Raw genomic sequence first — 18,366 nt, forward strand, 5'->3', positions numbered from 1 at the left:
GAGCCGATCGTCGCGGTGCGTCATCCGTCCCGCCCGGCGTCGGTAGAATCGGTGCAATGGCGACCAGATCCTCACTCGCGACGGGCATCGGCCGCGTCCTCATCGCCGTGTACGGCATCCTCGCGCTCGCGGCGACCGGACGCAGCGTCGTCCAGATCATCGAGAAGTTCGACTTCGCGCCGTTCGCGTACACGCTGAGCGCCATCGCGGCCGTGGTGTACATCGTCGCGATGATCGCCCTCATCGCCCCCGGGCGCTTCTGGTACCGGGTCGCCTGCGTGACGATCGTGTTCGAGATGACCGGTGTGCTCGTCATCGGGACCCTGTCGCTGTTCGACCGTGCGCTGTTCCCCGACGACACCATCTGGTCCTACTACGGCATGGGCTACGCCTTCGCCCCGCTCGTGCTGCCCGCGGCCGGACTGTGGTGGCTGCGGAAGCACCACCGGACCGCCGTCGCCACCGAGCCGGCGCCGTCCGGCGTGACGGCCGGCGAGTAGGGGAGCGGCATGCAGTACTACGACGACATCGCCGACGTGGCGCAGGGCTTCGGGCCGAGCGCCGTGACCATCGGCAAGTTCGACGGCGTGCACGTGGGACACCGCGCGGTCATCGCCCACCTCGAGCGCGCCGCCCGAGAGCACGACCTCGTGTCCACGGTCGTGACGTTCGACCGGCACCCGCTCAGCGTCATCGAGCCGGGCAAGGTGCCGCCAGCCCTGACGAGCATCGCGCAGCGCCGTGAGCTCCTCGACGAGGTCGGGGTCGACGCCACGCTGCTCCTCCGCTTCGACCACGAGCTGCAGTCGAAGGCGCCAGAGGCGTTCGTGTCCGAGATCCTCGTCGACACCCTGCACGCCCGACTCGTCTTCGTCGGCAGCGACTTCCGCTTCGGCGCCAAGGGTGCCGGCGACGTCACCCTGCTGCGCGCGCTGGGGGAGCAGCACGGGTTCACCGTCGAGCTCATCGACGACGTCGACCTGGTGGACGACGTCCGGCCGGACGGCGAGCGACGCGTCTCGTCGACGTGGATCCGTGAGCTCCTCGGGGACGGCCGGGTCGCCGAGGCCGCACGGCTCCTCGGTCGCGAGCACGCCGTCCGCAGCGTCGTCGTGCACGGCAACGAGCGCGGTCGGGCGATGGGGTACCCGACCGCCAACCTCGACCCGGCGTGCGAGGGCTTCGTCCCGGCCGACGGTGTGTACGCCGCCCGGGTCCTGCACGACGGCACGGTGTACCCGGCAGCGGTGTCGGTCGGCAACAACCCGACGTTCGAGGGGGTGCCGGCGAAGCAGATCGAGGCGCACCTGCTCGACGTCGACATCGACCTGTACGACGAGACGATCTCCGTCCTGTTCGTCTCCTACGTCCGGGGCATGGTGAAGTTCGACTCGATGGACGAGCTCGCCGCGCAGATGCGCCAGGACGACCGCGACATCCGGACGCTCCTGGGCCTGCCCGCGGTCGTCTGACACCGGGCGGGCTCGCAGGTCGCTCCGGTGCTGTGCGCGGTCGCTCCGCCACGGTGCGAGGTTCCGCGCATCGTGCGAGGGCATCTGGGTCGTACCGTGCACGGAACCTCGCACACTGCGCATGCCGCGCGCCGCGCGCCTCGCCGTACGACGAAGCCCCCGCGACCGGCCGGTCGCGGGGGCTTCGTCGTACGGGGTCGGATCAGCCGCCGAGCGCGTCGAGCCAGATCTTGCGGGCGTCGAGCGCTTCCTGCGCGTCCTTGATCTTGCGGGCGTCGCCGGACGCCTGGGCCTCGGCGAGCTCCGACTCGAGCTTGCCGATCGCGTCCTCGAGCTGGCTCGCGAGCCCCGTCTGACGGGCCTTGCGCTCCGGGTCGGACGCCTTCCAGTGCTGGTCCTCCAGCGAGCGCACGTGGTCCTCGACGGCACGCAGCCGGTCCTCGATGCGGCGGACGTCGCCGCGCGGGACCTTGCCGATCTCGTCCCAGCGACGCTGGATGTCCGTGAGGGTGCGACGCGCGGCGACCCGGTCGGTCGCCTGCAGCAGCGGCTCGGCCTCGGTCAGCAGGGCCTGCTTGGCCTCGAGGTTGCCGGAGAACTCCTCGTTCTCGGCAGCGCTCTCGGCGTGACGCTGCTCGAACAGCACGTCACCCGCGGCCTTGAACCGGGCCCAGAGCGCGTCGTCGTGGCGCTTGCCGGCGCGACCCGCCTGCTTCCAGTCGTCGAGGAGCTCCCGGTAGGCCGGGATCGCGTCCGAACCGCGGGGTGCGAGCGCCTCGGCCTGCTGGACGAGCTCCTGCTTGCGGTTGCGTGCGTCACGGTGCTGGGCGTCGAGCTCCGAGTAGAACGCGCGACGGTGCTGGTCGACCGTCGAGCGGGCGGCACGGAACCGCTTCCAGAGCTCGTTCGCCTCGTTCTTGGGGATGCGCGGGCCGTCGTGCTGGTGCTGCTGCCACCGGGCGAACACGTCGTCGAGCTGCGCGGTGATCTGCTTCCACTGCGCACGAGCCGGGTCGACGGCTGCCAGTGCCTCGGCTTCCTCGACCAGTGCGGCACGGTGCGCGAGCGCGTCGGCCAGGGCCTGCTGTGCCTGCTCTGCCTGCTCCTTGGTCAGGGAGCCGAGCTGTTCGGTGAGTGCGCCGACACGGGTCTCGAGCGACTTGAGGTCACCGACGACGCGGGCCTCGGCCACGAGGGCCTGGAGGTGCTCGACCGTGCGGGCGACGTCGTTCGCCGATGCTCCGCGCTGGACGCGCTGCTCGGCGATCTTCACCTGCCCCTCGAGGTCGGCGTACTTCCGCGCGAAGTAGGCGAGGGCTTCGTCGGGCGTTGCGTCCGGGTACTCACCGACGGCTTTCTCGGTGTCCTCGTACCGGACGTACACCGTCCCGTTCTCGTCGACCCGCCCCCAGGTCGTTGCTTCGTCAGATCCCACAGGTCTCGCCTCGATCGTGGTAGTGCATCACCGACGTCGCCGTCGGCACGGTCAGGTCGTCAGCCTATTGCACGGACGGCCTCTGCGACCCGCCCGGACAGCGCGCCTGTGGACTACTTCTCCTGCTCGATCGTCGCGCCGGTGATCTTCGTCGTCACCTTCGGCTCGCCGGTGCCGTCGCTGCCGGCCGAGGAGATGCCTTTCGACGTGATCTTCGACTCGAGTTCGTCGAGGCCGCTCGTGACCTTCCCGACGACGGTGTACCCGCCGGTCGAGCCGTCGAGCGTGGTGTCGCCGTAGACGATGAAGAACTGCGTCGTCTGCGAGTACGCGGACGAGCTGCGGGCGATCGCGATGGTGCCCTTCTCGTACTCGCCGTCGCTCGGGACGTTCTCGAGCGGGCCGTACTGGAACCCGGCGTCGCCCGTGCCGTCGCCGTTCGCGGACCCGCACTGCAGGAACCGGAACCCGTCGCTGTCGGCGAGCCGGTGGCAGGTGGTGCCGTTGTAGAACTGCTCCTGGATGAGCTTGATCTCGACACTCGCCGCCTGCGGTGCCTTCTTCCCGTCGAGCTCGATGCCGAGCTTCACGTCCTTGTTGAGCGTGAGGGACCCGGTCCAGGTGGAGTCCTTCGCGATCGACTTGCTCGGGACGTCGCCGGTGTTCGCGGCGGTGGCGCTGGCCGAGGGGGTCGGCGTGGCCGTCGCGCTGGCGCTGGCGTCGGTCTTCTTGCCGGACCCCTGCGAGCCGGCGAACGCGAGTTGCGACCCGGTGGCCAGGGCGGCGACGAGGACGAGCACCCCTGCACCGACGAGGTTGTCCCGCAGGCGACGGCGCCGCTGCCGGTCGTGCAGCCCCTGACGGGCCTTGTAGAGGCGGAGGCGCTCGCGCGCCTCGCGGTTGTCACGCGCCTGGTTCTTCGGTGCCACGGTGCTGGTCGTACCTCTCGTCGAGTGTGCGACGAGCGTACTAGAACCCGCACCGTCACAGCCCTGGAGGCACGCCCCTGTCAGTGGGTCGGCCTACGATTGGGTGCATGGCAGCGGACCGTTCGGGCATGCGTGCGCCCACCACCGGCGGTCGCGCCGGGCTCGCGCAGGGTTCCGTCCCGCTCGCGGTCCGGATGCGCCCGACCAGCCTCGACGAGGTCGCCGGCCAGCAGCACCTGCTCGGCCGTGGCAGCCCGCTCGTGCAGCTCGCGACGGGCACGCGCGACAACCCCGGCGGTGTCTCGGTGATCCTCTGGGGGCCGCCCGGCACCGGCAAGACGACCCTGGCCCAGGCGATCGCCCGGCAGTCCGGCCGCGAGTTCGTGGAGCTCTCCGCGGTGACCGCCGGCGTGAAGGACGTGCGCGAGGTCATGGAGAAGGCCCTCACGCACCGCGACCTCTACGGCTCGACCACGGTCCTGTTCCTCGACGAGATCCACCGCTTCAGCAAGGCCCAGCAGGACGCACTCCTGCCCGGCGTCGAGAACGGCTGGGTGATCCTCATCGCCGCGACGACCGAGAACCCCTCGTTCTCGGTGATCTCGCCGCTGCTGTCCCGGTCCCTCCTGCTGACGCTCAAGCCCCTCACCGACGAGGACCTCGGCATGCTCGTCGACCGTGCGGTGGAGGACCCCCGCGGGCTCGGCGGGTCGGTCGTGCTCGGGGACGAGGCCCGCAGTGCCATCGTCCGGCTGTCGTCGGGCGACGCCCGACGGGCCCTCACCGCACTCGAGGCCGCAGCGTCCTCGGCCGTGGCCGCCCAGGCCGACGACGACGGCGACGACGCCCTCGACGGCGTGGACACCGTCCCGGTCATCGACGCCGACACCGTCGCGGCTGCGGTGGACCGTGCGCTCCTGCGCTACGACCGGCAGGGCGACGAGCACTACGACGTCATCAGCGCGTTCATCAAGTCCGTACGGGGGAGCGACGTCGACGCCGCGCTGCACTACCTTGCCCGGATGATCGAGGCCGGCGAGGACCCGCGGTTCATCGCGCGGCGGATCATCATCTCCGCGTCGGAGGACATCGGCATGGCCGACCCGCAGGCGCTGCCGATCGCCGTCGCCGCGGCGCAGGCCGTCCAGCTCATCGGCATGCCCGAGGGACGGATCCCGCTGGCCGAGGCCGTCGTGTACCTGGCGACCGCGCCGAAGTCGAACGCCGCGTACAACGGGGTCAACGCCGCCATCGCCGACGTCAAGGCCGGACGGCTCGGGGTCGTCCCGATGCACCTCCGGGACGCCCACTACCCCGGGGCGAAGCGGCTCGGACACGGCAAGGGCTACGTGTACTCGCACGACGCCGAGCACGGGGTCGCCGAGCAGCAGTACCTCCCCGACGCGCTCGAGGGCACCGAGTACTACACCCCGACGGCGAACGGCTTCGAGCGCGAGGTCGGTCCGCGGCTCGAACGGCTCCGGAAGATCACCCGGGGCGAGTAGTACGCGGGTCGAGTTCCTGCTAGCATTACCGGGCCTACGTCCTGGTCCTCGAGCACGGCTGCGTCGAGGACAGAGTGTCACTCCGGTGGCACGGGGGCAGAGGTTCGGACTGTAGCCGTCCGATCCCACAGGCTCATCCCTCTGGATCCCTTCGTCGGGTTCGACCACACGTGCGCGTGCGGTGGCCGGCGATCAGTTCAGTTCAGTACAGAGAAAAGGACCCTGTGTCTACCAAGTCACGCACCCGCAGCAAGACCCGCCTTTCGCGCGCGCTCGGCATCCCGCTGACGCCGAAGGCGGCCCGTTACCTCGAGAAGCGCCCCTACGGCCCCGGTGAGCACGGCCGCACCCGCCGTCGTGCGGACAGCGACTACGCCGTCCGTCTCCGTGAGAAGCAGCGTCTGCGCGCCCAGTACGGCATCCGCGAGAAGCAGCTCCGCATCGTCTTCGAAGAGGCCCGCAAGACGAAGGGCCTGACCGGTGAGAACCTGGTCGAGCTCCTCGAGCAGCGCCTCGACGCCCTCGTGCTCCGTGCCGGCTTCGCCCGCACCACCGCGCAGGCACGTCAGCTGATCGTGCACCGTCACATCCTCGTCGACGGCAAGCTCGTCGACCGTCCGTCCTTCCGCGTGAAGGAGGGGCAGCTCATCCACGTGAAGCAGCGCTCCGAGTCCCTCGAGCCGTTCCAGGTCGCCGCCGCCGGTGGGCACCAGGAAGTCCTGCCGAAGGTCCCGGGCTACCTCGAGGTCGAGATCGACAAGCTCCAGGCTCGCCTGGCCCGTCGTCCGAAGCGCGCCGAGGTCCCCGTGACCTGTGAAGTGCAGCTCGTCGTCGAGTACTACGCAGCTCGCTGATCCACTGATCACACCCGAACGGCGGGTCGTCCTCTCACGAGGGCGGCCCGCCGTTCGGCGTTCGCGGCCGGTGTCGTCGGTAAGATCGTCTGGGCACGCACCGCTCGCGTGCACAAGAGGGAGAGGCACCGTGAAGCAGCTGTTCTTCGTCGCCGTCGGCGTCGTCATCGGGTTCGCCGTCGCGCACAAGGTCGCGAACACCCCCGGTGGTGCACGGTTCTTCGCCGACGTGAACGCTCGCGCGGAAGCCTTCCGGGGTGCCGTCGCCGAGGGCTACCGCTCTCGCGAGGCCGAGCTCCGCACCGACGCCTGACCGACGCCCTCTCCCACGCACACGACCTGAAACCAGGAAGCACCATGCAGACCGCAGAGATCCGCCGCCGTTGGCTCCAGTTCTTCGGTGACCGCGGCCACACCGTCGTCCCGTCCGCCTCGCTCGTCTCGGACGACCCGTCGCTCCTGTTCACGGTCGCCGGCATGGTGCCGTTCATCCCGTACCTGACCGGGCTCGTCCCCGCGCCGTACCCGCGTGCGACGAGCGTGCAGAAGTGCATCCGCACGAACGACATCGAAGAGGTCGGCAAGACCCCGCGGCACGGCACGTTCTTCCAGATGAACGGCAACTTCTCGTTCGGCGACTACTTCAAGGAGCAGGCGATCCAGTTCGCCTGGGAGTTCCTGACGAAGCCGGAGTCCGACGGCGGCCTGGGCTTCTCGCCCGACGACCTGTGGGTGACCGTCTACGAGGACGACGACGAGGCGATCGCCTTCTGGAAGCAGCACTCGTCGCTGCCCGAGGAGCGCATCCAGCGCCTCGGCAAGGACACGAACTACTGGTCGACCGGGCAGCCCGGCCCGGCGGGTCCCTGCTCGGAGATCTTCTTCGACCGCGGTCCCGAGTACGGCATCGACGGCGGCCCGGCGACCGACGACGACCGCTACGTCGAGATCTGGAACCTCGTGTTCATGCAGTACCAGATCGCCGACGTCCGCTCGAAGTACGACTTCGAGATCACGGGCGAGCTGCCGAACAAGAACATCGACACCGGCATGGGCCTGGAGCGCGTCGCGTTCATCAAGCAGGGCGTCGACAACATGTACGAGATCGACCAGGTCCGTCCGGTCCTCGACCAGGCCGCGGCGATCTCCGGCCGGCAGTACGGTGCCGTGCACGAGGACGACGTCCGCATGCGCGTCATCGCCGACCACGTCCGGTCGTCCCTCATGCTCATCGCCGACGGCGTCAGCCCGTCGAACGAGGGCCGCGGGTACATCCTCCGCCGCTTGCTCCGCCGGACCGTGCGCGCGATGCGCCTGCTCGGCGTCGAGGACGCGACGTTCCCCCGCCTGTTCCCGGCGTCGCGTGACGCCATGCGCGAGGCGTACCCCGAGGTCGCGTCGGACTACGACCGCATCGCCCGGATCGCCTACGCGGAGGAGGAGACCTTCCTCCGCACGCTCGCGCAGGGCACCACGATCCTCGACGTCGCCGTCGAGCGCGCCAAGCAGGACGGTGCGCCGTCGATCGGTGGCGACACGGCGTTCCTGCTCCACGACACCTTCGGCTTCCCCATCGACCTCACGATGGAGATGGCGGAGGAAGCGGGCGTGCAGGTCGACCGTTCCGCGTTCGAGACCCTCATGTCCGAGCAGCGTGCCCGCGCGAAGGCGGACGCGAAGAGCAAGAAGACGGCCCTCGCCGACCTCAGCGTGTACAGCGCGTTCCGGGCGAAGGGCGAGACGGTCTTCCTCGGCTACGACGCACTCGAGGCCGAGACGAACGTGCTCGGCATCATCGTGGGCGGCGTCAGCGTCGACCGTGCGGTGGCGGGCGACATCGCCGAGGTCATCCTCGGTGAGACCTCCCTCTACGCGGAGTCCGGCGGCCAGGACGCCGACCAGGGCTCGATCGTCGGCAACGGGTTCGACCTCGAGGTCCTCGACGTCCAGCGTCCCGTCGCGGGTCTCTGGAGCCACACCGTGCAGGTCCGCTCCGGCGAGGTCGCCGTCGGCGCCCCGGCGACCACCGTCGTCGACGCGGAGTACCGCCGCGGTGCGACCCAGGCCCACTCGGCGACGCACCTCGTGAACGCCGCACTGCGCGACATCCTCGGCCCGGAGGCGCTCCAGGCCGGGTCCTACAACAAGTCCGGCTACATGCGCCTCGACTTCTCGTGGTCGCAGCCCGTCTCCACCGAGACCCGCTCCGAGATCGAGGAGGTCGTGAACACCGCGATCCGCTCCGACCTCGAGGTCTCGACGCGGGTGCTCCCGCTCGACGAGGCGAAGTCCCTCGGCGCGCAGGCGCTGTTCGGCGAGAAGTACGGTTCCGAGGTCCGCATGGTGGACATCGGCGGCCCCTGGTCGCGCGAGCTCTGCGGTGGCACGCACGTGGCGTCGAGCGCGCAGGTCGGTCTCGTCAACCTGGTGGGGGAGTCGAGCGTCGGGTCGACCAACCGCCGCGTCGAGGCCCTCGTCGGACTCGAGGGCTTCCGGGACCTCGCCGTCGAGCGCACCATCGTGTCGCAGCTGTCGAGCGCCCTCAAGGCCCCTCGTGCCGACCTCCCGACCCGTGTGCAGTCCCTGATGGAGGACCTCCGGACCGCGCAGAAGCGCATCGCCGAGTTCGAGTCGGCGAACCTGCAGCAGCGCGTGCCGTCGATCGCACGGCAGGCCACGACCGTCGGCGCGACCACCGTGGTCGCCGAGTCGGTCGACGGCCTGCAGTCCGGCGACGACCTCCGCGCGCTCGTGACCGGCGTCCGCGGTCAGCTCGGTGACGGCGCTGCCGTGGTCGTCCTGGGCGCCGTCATCAACGACAAGCCCGTGGTCATCGTGGCCACCAACGACGCTGCCCGTGCGGCCGGCGTCCAGGCCGGTCCGCTCGCGAAGGAGGCCGCCGGCGTCCTCGGCGGTGGCGGTGGCGGCAAGCCGGACCTCGCGCAGGGCGGTGGCACCGACGCGTCGGCGCTCCCGGCCGCGCTGCGTGCGGTGACCGACCGGCTCGCGGCCTGACCGTGGCGATCCGATCCGGGCGCCGGCTCGGCGTCGACGTCGGACGGGCCCGGATCGGTGTCGCCGTGTGCGACCGTGACGGACTCCTCGCGACGCCCGTCGAGACGGTCGCCCGGAAGGACGCCACCGACGTGCGGCGGATCGCCGAGATCGCCGAGGAGTACGACGTCCTCGAGATCGTCGTCGGCCTCCCGTTGTCGATGTCCGGCGCGGACACCCCGTCGACGGCCGACGCGCGCGCGTTCGCCGAGCGTCTCGCCGAGCACCGGCCCGTCCGGCTCGTGGACGAACGGCTGTCGACGGTGACGGCGCAGCGGGGCCTGCACCAGGCCGGCAAGAACACCAAGAAGTCCCGCGCCGTGATCGACCAAGCGGCCGCTGTTATCATTCTGCAACACGCGCTCGACCACGAGCGTGCGTCCAGTGCCCCACCGGGGGCCACGCTCCCCTGACAGTGCGTCCCAGCACCGTTCCCCTGACCGCGGCTGCCACACCGTCGCCCAGCACCGTAGCCCAGGCGGAGTTCCCGACCGAGAGACCGAGGACCGTTGGCAGACGACCTGGACTGGAACGCGATCATCGCGCCCGGCAACGACGCCGAGGGGCGGAAGACGACTTCCGCCCGCGAGGCCACCGCACGACCGATGTCCCGCCGCGAGGCCCGAGCAGCCGAGGCCGCGGCTGAGGCCGCTCGGACACGTGCCGCCGACGCACCGGCTCCGGCCGACGCGGCGCCCGCCGCTCCGACGCCCGCGGGCCTCCACCCGGAGGTGCACGCGCTGCTCACCGGTGAACTGCACGTCGACGACGACCAGCGCGCTGCCGCGAGCGGCAGCACGACCGACGACACGGGCACGCGCGGACCTGACCAGGGTGACGACGGCCCTGGAGGCACGGGAGACGACGGACGCGGCGGTCGCGGCGGACGCGAGGGAGCCTCCAGGGCGCCCCGCGAGCCCCGTGAGCCGCGTCGCCGCCGCCGCGGGCCGCTGGTCGCCGGCATCGTGATCGTCGCGGTGGTCCTCGGCGCCGGCGTCTCGGCGTACGCGTTCGCGGCGCCGAAGGTGCAGCAGGTCATCGCCGCCATCAGCGGCAAGCAGGAGCCCGACGACTACACGGGCAGCGGCACCAGCAAGGTGACCATCACGATCAAGGAGGGCGACATCGGCGAGGACGTCGCGAAGACGCTGCAGCGCAGCGGCGTCGTGAAGGACTCGAAGGTCTTCTACAAGCTGCTGCTCGCGTCGCCGGACGTGCAGTTCCAGCCGGGTTCGTACTCCCTCAAGAAGGAGATGAGTTCGAAGTCGGCCCTCGCAGCGCTGCAGGACTCGAAGAACCACGTGCAGGCGTCGATCGTCATCCCCGAGGGCACGGCCCTCAAGGACATCGAGGCCGGCATGGTGTCGAAGGCCGGACTCACGGCGGCCGAGGTCGACGCCGCGGCGAAGGACCTCTCCGCCTACGGCCTGCCGGCGAACGTCACGACGCTCGAGGGCTGGCTGTTCCCCGCGACCTACCCGATCAACCCCGGGTGGACGGCCACGCAGTACTTCAAGTCGATGGTCGACACGATGAAGGAGCACCTCGCCGCTGCCGGTGTCGCCGAGGCCGACCAGGAGCATGTGATCGTCTTCGCGTCGCTCGTGCAGAAGGAAGCCGGACTCGCGGCCGACTACCCGAAGGTCGCGCGGGTCTTCCAGAACCGCCTCGACAAGGGGATGCTCCTGCAGTCCGACGCCACCGTGGCGTACGGCACCGGCAACACGCACACCGTCACGACCACCGACGCCGAGCGCGCCGACGCGTCGAACAAGTACAACACCTACGTGCACGAGGGCCTCCCGCCGGCACCGATCTCGAACCCCGGCGACGTCGCGATCAACGCCGTGACGAAGATGGCGACGGGCAACTGGGAGTACTTCGTGACGGTGAACCTCGAGACGGGCGAGACGGTCTTCTCGGACACCTACGCCCAGCACCAGGTGGCCGTGAAGGAGTTCCAGGCATGGCTGCGCGCGCACCCCGACTACCAGTAGTCGGGGGCGCGTCGCACGGGTCGGCGCTGTGGGAAGATGGACACCATGCTTCGTTGGTTGACTGCTGGTGAGTCCCACGGACCCGAACTGATCGCGATGCTCGAGGGTCTGCCCGCGGGTGTCCCGGTGTCGTTCGAGTCCATCCGTACCGATCTCGCGCGTCGCAAGCTCGGCTACGGCCGCGGCTCCCGCATGAAGTTCGAGCAGGACGAACTCCACGTCTCCGGCGGCGTCCGTCACGGGTACTCCCTGGGCAGCCCGATCGCGATCCGCATCGGCAACACCGAGTGGCCGAAGTGGGTCGAGGTCATGAACCCCGAGCCCGTCGAGCAGACCGAGATCTCACGCGGTCGCAGTGCACCGCTGACCCGACCGCGTCCCGGACACGCGGACCTGGTCGGCATGCAGAAGTACGGCTTCGACGAGGCCCGGCCGATCCTCGAGCGCGCCTCTGCCCGCGAGACCGCGGCCCGGGTGGCGCTCGGTGCCGTCGCGAAGTCCTTCCTGGCCGAGCTCGGCATCCGGTCGGTCGCGCACACCCTGCAGGTCGGGACCGTCCGGGTCCCGGACGGCACCGCGCTGCCGCTGCCCGACGACGTCGACCGGCTCGACGACGACCAGCTGCGCTGCTTCGACGCCGAGACCTCGGCCCGCATGGTGACCGAGGTCGAGGCGGCCAAGAAGGACGGCGACACCCTCGGCGGCGTCGTCGAGGTCCTGTTCTACGGCGTGCCCCCGGGGCTCGGCTCCCACGTGCAGTGGGACCGCCGTCTCGACGCCCGGCTCGCCGCGGCGATCATGGGCATCCAGGCGATCAAGGGCGTCGAGGTCGGCGACGGCTTCGCGACCGCGGCTCGTCGCGGGTCCGAGGCGCACGACGAACTGTTCCGCGAGGACGGCGAGATCTACCGCACGACCGACCGCGCCGGCGGCACCGAGGGGGGCATGTCCACGGGTACCGTGCTCCGCGTCCGGGCCGGGATGAAGCCGATCGCGACGGTCCCGCACGCGCTGCACACCGTCGACGTCACCACGGGTGAGGACGCCTCGGCGCACCACCAGCGTTCCGACGTCTGCGCCGTCCCGGCAGCGGGTGTCGTGGCCGAGGCGATGGTCGCCCTCGTCCTCGCCGACGCCGTGCTCGAGAAGTTCGGCGGCGACAACGTCGTGGAGACGAAGCGGAACCTCGACGCGTACCTCGCGTCGATCCCGGAGACGCTGCGCACCCGGCGCACCGAGGCCGCCGAGCACACCTCGGCCTGGTGACGCACACACCCGAGCCGGCGGCGGCGTCGCCGTCGGCCGGTCCCGCAGCACCGGTCGTCATCATCGGGCCGATGGGCGCCGGCAAGTCCAGTGTCGGCAAGCGCGTCGCGAAGGCGCTCGGCGTGCCGTTCACCGACACCGACCGGGTCATCGTCCGCGAGCACGGACCGATCCCGGGGATCTTCGCCGACCGCGGCGAGCCGGCGTTCCGCGAGCTCGAGGCCCGGGCCGTCCGGGCCGCGATGGCGACCGGGGGCGTGATCGCCGTCGGCGGCGGGGCCGTCACGCACGCAGCCACGCGTGAGGCCATGGCCGGGGCCGCCGTCGTCCTGCTCACCGTCTCGCCCGAGGCCGTCGCCGACCGCATCGCCGGCAGCGACCGACCCCTGCTCGCGAACGGCGGCATCGACGCCTGGCAGACCATCATGGACGAGCGGGCGGCCACCTACGCCGAGCTCGCGCACGCGGTGTTCGACACCTCGCGCCGGCCGATGTCGCACGTGGTCGACGACGTCGTGGCGTGGTTGCGGCTGGCCGAGGGGCCCGCCGGACCGTCCAGCACCACCAACGAAGGAGCACCGTGACCGAGTCGACCCCGTCGATCCTGCCGGAGGGCACCACCGAGATCCGCGTCGGCGGGGACGACGGGTACGTCGTGGCCGTCGGGAACGGCCTGCTCGGCTCCGTGCCCGCGCTGCTCGGGCCGCGTGTGGCGAAGGTCCTCATCGTGCACGCGCCGACACTCGGTGCGAGGGCGAACGACCTCCGCCAGCTGCTCGTCGACGCCGGTCTCGAAGCCCTCATCGCCGAGGTCCCCGACGCCGAGGGGGCCAAGCGCGTCGAGGTCGCCGCCTTCTGCTGGCAGATCATGGGCCAGTCCGACTTCACGCGGACCGACGCGGTCATCGGGCTCGGTGGGGGCGCGGTCACCGACCTCGCCGGCTTCGTCGCGGCGACCTGGCTGCGCGGTGTCCCGTACGTCGCGATCCCGACGAGCGTGCTCGGCATGGTCGACGCCAGCGTCGGCGGCAAGACCGGCATCAACACGAACGAGGGCAAGAACCTCGTCGGCGCGTTCTACGCACCCCGTGCCGTCGTCGCGGACATCGACCTCGTCCGCACGCTGCCCCGCAACGAGATCCTCACCGGCTTCGCCGAGATCGTGAAGGCCGGGTTCATCGCCGTGCCGGAGATCCTCGACATCGTCGAAGCGGACGTCGCCCGCGCCACCGATCCGTCGACACCGGAGTTCCGTCGGGTCGTCGAGCTCGCGATCGAGCTCAAGGCGCAGGTGGTCTCCGACGACTTCACCGAGCAGGGCCGCCGCGAGATCCTCAACTACGGACACACCCTCGGGCACGCGATCGAGCACGCGGAGCGCTACCAGTGGCGGCACGGTGCAGCGGTCGCGGTCGGGATGGTCTTCGCCGCGGAGCTCGCGCGCCTCACCGGCCACCTGGACGACGCGACGGTCGATCGGCACCGGTCGATCCTCGAATCGCTCGAGCTCCCGACCTCGTACGGACTCGGCCGCTGGGAGGGCCTCCTCGCCACGATGCGCCGTGACAAGAAGGCCCGCGCCGGCATGCTGCGGTTCATCATCCTGGACGGGGTCGGCAAGCCGGTCACGCTCGAGGGCCCCGAGGACCACCTGCTCTTCACCGCCTACCAGGAGGTCGGGGTCTAGGACTGTTCCCGGCGCGTCTCGCCCGCGAAACACCCGCGAAACCGGGTGTCGCTAGCGTCCTCGCCATGACCGCACCCGCCCTCGCCCCGTTCCCCACCGAGCTCCGCGTCGGCGTCCCCGAGTGGCTCCGTGCGGCGCAGCTCGCCGCACCGACGCAGCTGCACGGTCGCGCCGAGCGGTTCGCCCTCGTGACCGACCTGGCCACCCGGAACGTCGAGGAGGGCACCGGAGGCCCCTTCGCCGCGCTCGTCGTCGACGAGGAGTCCGGCGACGTCCTGTCGATCGGCACCAACCTGGTCCTGCACTCGAACGTCTCGTCGATGCACGCGGAGGTCGTCACGATCGGCCTCGCACACGCCCGGGTCGGCACGTGGAACCTCGGCCGTGACGTCGGGCGGCGCCGCACCCTCGTGGTGAACGCGCAGCCCTGTGTGATGTGCCTCGGCGCGCTCCTGTGGTCGGGGGTGTCGGCCGTGGAGTTCGCGGCCGACTGCGCCACGGTCGAGCGCATCACCGGGTTCGACGAGGGGCCGGTGCCGTCCGACTGGCAGGAGCAGCTGCGCGCCAGGGGCATCGACGTCCACCAGGAGCACGGTGTCGGGGCGGAGCACGCGTTGCACCGCTTCCGGGAGCTCGTCGAGTCCGGGGTCACCGCCCGCTACAACGGCGACGGGGCCTGACCCGTCGGGCTCACCGCAGCACGCGGCGGGTGCGCCGCCACCACCACTTCACCCGGAACGACAGCGGGACGATGCCCGTTCGTTCCACCTCGTACCACTCCGCGACGGTCGCGCCGTCCACCCAGGCGTCGAGGATCGCGTCGTCTTCCTCGGTGCCGTCGATCTTGAACTGTGGGGCATCGGGCAACGGGCGGAAGAGCGGCATCAGTCTGCCTCCGGTTCTCGGTCTGGGGCGGCCTCGAACCGGTGCCGCCGAAGGGCACGTCGGGCGAGGTTCCGATCGGGTTTCGTTGCCCACGGTACGTTCATGAGCCGCTCGAGCACAGTTCTCGAGATGTCGTACTCCGATTGCGTCTCGGCGCGCCGGATCGCCCACGTGAGGCGCCGCCACGTGTGGTCGCGATCGGCGGTCCGGCGGTTCTGGAACGCCCCGAACCAACTGACCACGGCCGCCAGGACCGCCGCGGCGGCGGCGATCACCGCCCCGATGAGTGCTGTCTCCATGCAGACAGCCTGACGCGGTGGGGGCGCACCGACGCCGGGCGTCAGCCGATCTGTGGAAGCCGAGCCGCGCCTCCAGGCTGTGGAGGACCAGACCACACGCGAACCGACCACGCAGGCCGGGGGAGCACACTGGACCCGTGCCCACCCCGCCCCGCCTGAGCGACCTCGGCGGCTCGCCGGACGTCGCGGCCGGAACGCTCCGGTCCCGCGGCCGACGGTTCGCCGAACTCCTCGCCATCGCCCGCCGCCACGAGCTCCTGCCGTTCCGCCGCCTCGACTTCTCGCACGACCCGGCGACCGCCGCGCTCCGGACCCGGCAGGCCGACCACCTGCGCCGGGCCCTGGAGGAAGCGGGTGGTGGCTTCGTGAAGATGGGGCAGCTGCTGTCGACGCGCGACGACCTGCTCCCCGAGGAGTGGACCGAGGGCCTCGCGCACCTGCAGCGGAGCGTCACCCCGGCACCGGCTGACGAGGTCGCCGCGCTGCTCGAACGCGAACTCGGCGCCCCGGTCGACGAGGTCTTCCGCTCCTTCGACCCGGTACCCGTCGCCGCGGCGTCGATCGCGCAGGTGCACCGCGCCCGGCTGCAGGACGGCACCGAGGTCGCCGTGAAGGTGCAGCGGCCGGGGATCGACCACGCCGTGCGGCGCGACGTCGACATCGCCCTGCGGGTCGTCCGGTTCATGGCTCGGTGGTCCGCCGAGGCGCGGCAGGTCGGCGTGCCGGAGGTCGCGGCGCAGTACGCGGCCGACCTCGTCCGGCAGGTCGACTTCGGTTCCGAGCTTCGGAACCTGACGGCACTGCGGGCGGCGCAGGCCCGGAGCGCCCGGCCGGACGAGATCGTGTTCCCCACACCGCACGAGGAGCTGTCGGGGCGTCGCGTGCTCGTGATGGAGTTCCTGGAGGGCGACACCCTGAGTGCCCTGCGCGCCGAGCGGTCCGACCGGGACCTCGACGAGCCGATGCGGGCGATCCTGCGGGCGTTCCTCCGGCAGGTGGTGTTCGACGGGATCTACCACGCCGACCTCCACCCGGGGAACGTCATCCTGCTCCCGGACGGCCGTCCCGCGCTGATCGACTTCGGGTCGGTCGGCCGGCTCGACCCCGGGCTGCGGGACGTCGTGCAGGACCTGCTCGCCGCGTACCTGCAGGACGACACCTCCCGCATCGCGGACGCCGTGCTCCGGATGGCGCCGGTCCGCGACCCGCAGGACGAGCCGGACTTCCGCCGGGACATCGCGCGCTTCGTGGCAGACGAGCTCGGACCCGGTGCGCGGATCGGCGTCGAGACGGTGGACGACGCCGTCGAGGTGTTCGGTCGGTACCGGCTGACGGCGCCGCCGGACTTCGTGGCCGCGGCCCGGGCACTCGCGATCTTCGAGGGCACGCTCCGCACGCTCGCGCCGTCCTTCGACCTGCTCGAGGAGTCGCGCGGCCTCGCCCGCGAGCAGATCCGGGACCAGCTCCGCCCCGGGAAGCTCCGGGACGTTGCCGTGCGCGAGCTGTTCGGGGCGGTGTCCGCCGCACGGCGGCTGCCCCGGCGCGTGGACCGGATCGGTGAGGCGATCGAGACCGGCAAGCTCTCGGTCAACATCCGGCTGTTCGCGGACCGACGAGACCGACGCACCCTGAACGGCGTCGTCCGTCGGGTGCTGCTCGTGCTGCTCGGCGCCGGTGCGGGCATCCTGGCGATCGTGTACCTGGCGTCACCGGCCCGGCCGACCGCCGTGATCTCCACCGGTGTCGCCGGCGCGTTGCTCGGGGGAGCGGCGGTGGTGCTGCTCGGCTGGGCCGCGATCGACTCGGTGCTCGCGCGGAAGCGCGAATGAGCCGTCCGCTACACTCGTCCGGGGCGTTCTCGCCCGCAGACCGGGCCCCCACGCCCGCAGACCTTCACAACACGACGAACGGGACATCGAACACTCATGGCCAGTACCACTGACATCAAGAACGGCGCCGTTCTCATCATCGACGGGCAGCTCTGGTCGGTCGTCGAGTTCCAGCACGTCAAGCCGGGCAAGGGCGGTGCGTTCGTCCGCACCAAGCTCAAGAACGTCGTGTCGGGCAAGGTCGTCGACCGCACCTTCAACGCCGGCGCGAAGATCGACACCGCGGTCGTCGACCGTCGCGACTACCAGTACCTCTACGAGGACGGCGACTCGTACGTGTTCATGGACACGGACACGTACGACCAGATCCCGGTGTCGGCGACGGTCGTCGGCGACGCCAAGAACTTCCTGCTCGAGTCCGCGATGGTCACCATCGCGATGAACGAGGGCAACCCGCTGTACATCGAGCTCCCCACGTCGATCGTCACCGAGGTCGAGACCGAGCCCGGCCTGCAGGGCGACCGCTCGTCGGGTGGCACCAAGGACGCGACCATCATCGCGACCGGCCACCGCATCCAGGTCCCGCTGTACCTCGAGAACGGCACCACGGTGAAGATCGACACGCGCGACGGCAGCTTCCTCGGCCGCGTCAACTCCTAGGCGCTGACCGTATGAGTGCTCGTTCGAAGGCCCGCAAGCGCGCCCTCGACATGCTGTACGTGGCCGAGGTGCGGGAGCTGCCGATCTCGGACGTCCTCGCGACCGAGACCGTGCGGCACCTGGACCAGCCGGAGCGCGCCTCCAGCTGGGACTACGCACGGCAGATCGTGACGGGTGTCGACGACGACCGGGCCGAGCTCGACAAGGTGATCGTCGAGCACGCCCAGGGCTGGTCGATCGCCCGGATGCCGGTGCTCGACCGCTGCATCCTGCGCATGGGCGTCTGGGAACTCCGCTGCAACCCCGAGGTGCCCGACGCGGTGGCGATCGCCGAGGCCGTCGAGCTCGCCCAGTCGCTCTCGACGGAGGAGTCAGCCGGGTTCGTCAACGGCGTGCTCGGAGCGGTCGCCGGCGGGCGCGCACCCGGCGAGAAGTCGAGCGGTGCACCGTCCGGTCGGACGGTCGCAGAGGACCAGGAGTCCCGGTAGGGTTGA

The 18,366-nt window shown here is 70.9% G+C and carries 18 protein-coding genes; 15 read left to right on the top strand and 3 right to left on the bottom strand.

All coding sequences use genetic code 11. The annotated features are described in order from the left end of the window. Positions 1 to 56: 56 nt before the first annotated feature. Both CRP27_RS01235 and CRP27_RS01240 read left to right on the top strand, forming a co-directional pair. A complete protein-coding gene (locus CRP27_RS01235) occupies positions 57 to 500 on the top strand; it encodes a hypothetical protein (protein WP_097178977.1) in 444 nt (147 codons plus the stop codon). Positions 501 to 509: 9 nt separating this feature from the next. Next, on the top strand, positions 510 to 1,472 hold the full coding sequence (locus tag CRP27_RS01240) for a bifunctional riboflavin kinase/FAD synthetase (RefSeq protein WP_097178978.1): 963 nt from the start codon (positions 510 to 512) through the stop codon (positions 1,470 to 1,472). Positions 1,473 to 1,674: 202 nt separating this feature from the next. Here the strand turns inward: CRP27_RS01240 and CRP27_RS01245 are convergent, their stop codons facing one another. Together CRP27_RS01245 and CRP27_RS01250 are read right to left on the bottom strand one after the other, a co-directional pair. Next, complete coding sequence (locus CRP27_RS01245) at positions 1,675 to 2,907, bottom strand: DUF349 domain-containing protein (RefSeq protein WP_097178979.1); 1,233 nt, start codon at positions 2,905 to 2,907, stop codon at positions 1,675 to 1,677. Positions 2,908 to 3,020: 113 nt separating this feature from the next. Beyond that, positions 3,021 to 3,836: a peptidylprolyl isomerase gene (locus CRP27_RS01250; protein ID WP_097178980.1), complete on the bottom strand. Its 816-nt coding sequence runs from the start codon at positions 3,834 to 3,836 to the stop codon at positions 3,021 to 3,023. Positions 3,837 to 3,964: 128 nt separating this feature from the next. On the opposite strand from CRP27_RS01250, the gene CRP27_RS01255 reads away from it, so the two are divergent. From CRP27_RS01255 to CRP27_RS01300, 10 genes are all read left to right on the top strand, one after another. After that, positions 3,965 to 5,341 (top strand): replication-associated recombination protein A, encoded by a 1,377-nt coding sequence (locus CRP27_RS01255; protein WP_079238921.1) that lies wholly within the window; start codon positions 3,965 to 3,967, stop codon positions 5,339 to 5,341. Between the two features lie 224 nt (positions 5,342 to 5,565). Further along, entirely contained in the window at positions 5,566 to 6,195 is a 630-nt protein-coding gene (gene rpsD, locus CRP27_RS01260) for a 30S ribosomal protein S4 (RefSeq protein WP_022905490.1), read from the top strand. A 130-nt stretch (positions 6,196 to 6,325) separates the two neighbouring features. Further along, positions 6,326 to 6,508: a hypothetical protein gene (locus CRP27_RS01265; protein WP_097178981.1), complete on the top strand. Its 183-nt coding sequence runs from the start codon at positions 6,326 to 6,328 to the stop codon at positions 6,506 to 6,508. Between the two features lie 44 nt (positions 6,509 to 6,552). After that, the gene (gene alaS / locus CRP27_RS01270; RefSeq protein WP_097178982.1) at positions 6,553 to 9,210 is read left to right on the top strand and encodes an alanine--tRNA ligase; all 2,658 of its coding nucleotides are present in this window, start codon (positions 6,553 to 6,555) and stop codon (positions 9,208 to 9,210) included. Positions 9,211 to 9,218: 8 nt separating this feature from the next. After that, on the top strand, positions 9,219 to 9,662 hold the full coding sequence (gene ruvX, locus CRP27_RS01275) for a Holliday junction resolvase RuvX (protein ID WP_176505468.1): 444 nt from the start codon (positions 9,219 to 9,221) through the stop codon (positions 9,660 to 9,662). 96 nt (positions 9,663 to 9,758) lie between these two features. Next, positions 9,759 to 11,246 (top strand): endolytic transglycosylase MltG, encoded by a 1,488-nt coding sequence (mltG, locus tag CRP27_RS01280; protein ID WP_255257394.1) that lies wholly within the window; start codon positions 9,759 to 9,761, stop codon positions 11,244 to 11,246. A gap of 45 nt (positions 11,247 to 11,291) precedes the next feature. Next, the gene (gene aroC, locus CRP27_RS01285) at positions 11,292 to 12,512 is read left to right on the top strand and encodes a chorismate synthase (protein WP_079236173.1); all 1,221 of its coding nucleotides are present in this window, start codon (positions 11,292 to 11,294) and stop codon (positions 12,510 to 12,512) included. Further along, positions 12,509 to 13,096, top strand: a complete 588-nt coding sequence (locus CRP27_RS01290) for a shikimate kinase (RefSeq protein ID WP_255257395.1) — start codon at positions 12,509 to 12,511, stop codon at positions 13,094 to 13,096. The genes aroC and CRP27_RS01290 overlap by 4 nt, the downstream gene beginning before the upstream one ends. Positions 13,097 to 13,116: 20 nt before the next feature. Next, on the top strand, positions 13,117 to 14,199 hold the full coding sequence (gene aroB, locus CRP27_RS01295) for a 3-dehydroquinate synthase (protein WP_097179586.1): 1,083 nt from the start codon (positions 13,117 to 13,119) through the stop codon (positions 14,197 to 14,199). Positions 14,200 to 14,264: 65 nt separating this feature from the next. Continuing rightward, entirely contained in the window at positions 14,265 to 14,879 is a 615-nt protein-coding gene (locus CRP27_RS01300; protein ID WP_097178984.1) for a deaminase, read from the top strand. A gap of 10 nt (positions 14,880 to 14,889) precedes the next feature. Here CRP27_RS01300 and CRP27_RS01305 read toward each other — a convergent pair whose 3' ends face one another. Continuing rightward, the gene (locus CRP27_RS01305) at positions 14,890 to 15,084 is read right to left on the bottom strand and encodes a hypothetical protein (protein ID WP_097178985.1); all 195 of its coding nucleotides are present in this window, start codon (positions 15,082 to 15,084) and stop codon (positions 14,890 to 14,892) included. 436 nt (positions 15,085 to 15,520) lie between these two features. Between CRP27_RS01305 and CRP27_RS01315 the strand changes: the two genes are divergently transcribed. The 3 genes from CRP27_RS01315 (at position 15,521) to nusB (ending at position 18,360) form a co-directional block, all read left to right on the top strand. Next, the gene (locus CRP27_RS01315; protein ID WP_097178987.1) at positions 15,521 to 17,212 is read left to right on the top strand and encodes an AarF/ABC1/UbiB kinase family protein; all 1,692 of its coding nucleotides are present in this window, start codon (positions 15,521 to 15,523) and stop codon (positions 17,210 to 17,212) included. Positions 17,213 to 17,308: 96 nt separating this feature from the next. Then, positions 17,309 to 17,872, top strand: a complete 564-nt coding sequence (gene efp, locus CRP27_RS01320) for an elongation factor P (protein WP_097178988.1) — start codon at positions 17,309 to 17,311, stop codon at positions 17,870 to 17,872. A gap of 11 nt (positions 17,873 to 17,883) precedes the next feature. After that, positions 17,884 to 18,360 carry a transcription antitermination factor NusB gene (gene nusB / locus CRP27_RS01325; protein WP_097178989.1) on the top strand — a complete coding sequence of 159 codons (477 nt, stop codon included), beginning with the start codon at positions 17,884 to 17,886 and terminating at the stop codon, positions 18,358 to 18,360. Positions 18,361 to 18,366 lie beyond the last annotated feature (6 nt).

Origin of the sequence: Curtobacterium sp. 314Chir4.1, assembly GCF_900215175.1 — a bacterium.
Classification (GTDB): Bacteria; Actinomycetota; Actinomycetes; order Actinomycetales; family Microbacteriaceae; genus Curtobacterium; species Curtobacterium pusillum_A.

Excerpts from the sequence above, each read along its gene's own strand:
- CRP27_RS01235 (WP_097178977.1), top strand. The coding sequence starts at position 57 with ATGGCGACCAGATCCTCACTCGCGACGGGCATCGGCCGCGTCCTCATC.
- CRP27_RS01240 (WP_097178978.1), top strand. The coding sequence starts at position 510 with ATGCAGTACTACGACGACATCGCCGACGTGGCGCAGGGCTTCGGGCCG.
- CRP27_RS01255 (WP_079238921.1), top strand. The coding sequence starts at position 3,965 with ATGCGTGCGCCCACCACCGGCGGTCGCGCCGGGCTCGCGCAGGGTTCC.
- alaS (WP_097178982.1), top strand. The coding sequence starts at position 6,553 with ATGCAGACCGCAGAGATCCGCCGCCGTTGGCTCCAGTTCTTCGGTGAC.
- aroC (WP_079236173.1), top strand. The coding sequence starts at position 11,292 with ATGCTTCGTTGGTTGACTGCTGGTGAGTCCCACGGACCCGAACTGATC.
- CRP27_RS01300 (WP_097178984.1), top strand. The coding sequence starts at position 14,265 with ATGACCGCACCCGCCCTCGCCCCGTTCCCCACCGAGCTCCGCGTCGGC.
- CRP27_RS01305 (WP_097178985.1), bottom strand. The coding sequence starts at position 15,084 with ATGCCGCTCTTCCGCCCGTTGCCCGATGCCCCACAGTTCAAGATCGAC.
- efp (WP_097178988.1), top strand. The coding sequence starts at position 17,309 with ATGGCCAGTACCACTGACATCAAGAACGGCGCCGTTCTCATCATCGAC.
- nusB (WP_097178989.1), top strand. The coding sequence starts at position 17,884 with ATGAGTGCTCGTTCGAAGGCCCGCAAGCGCGCCCTCGACATGCTGTAC.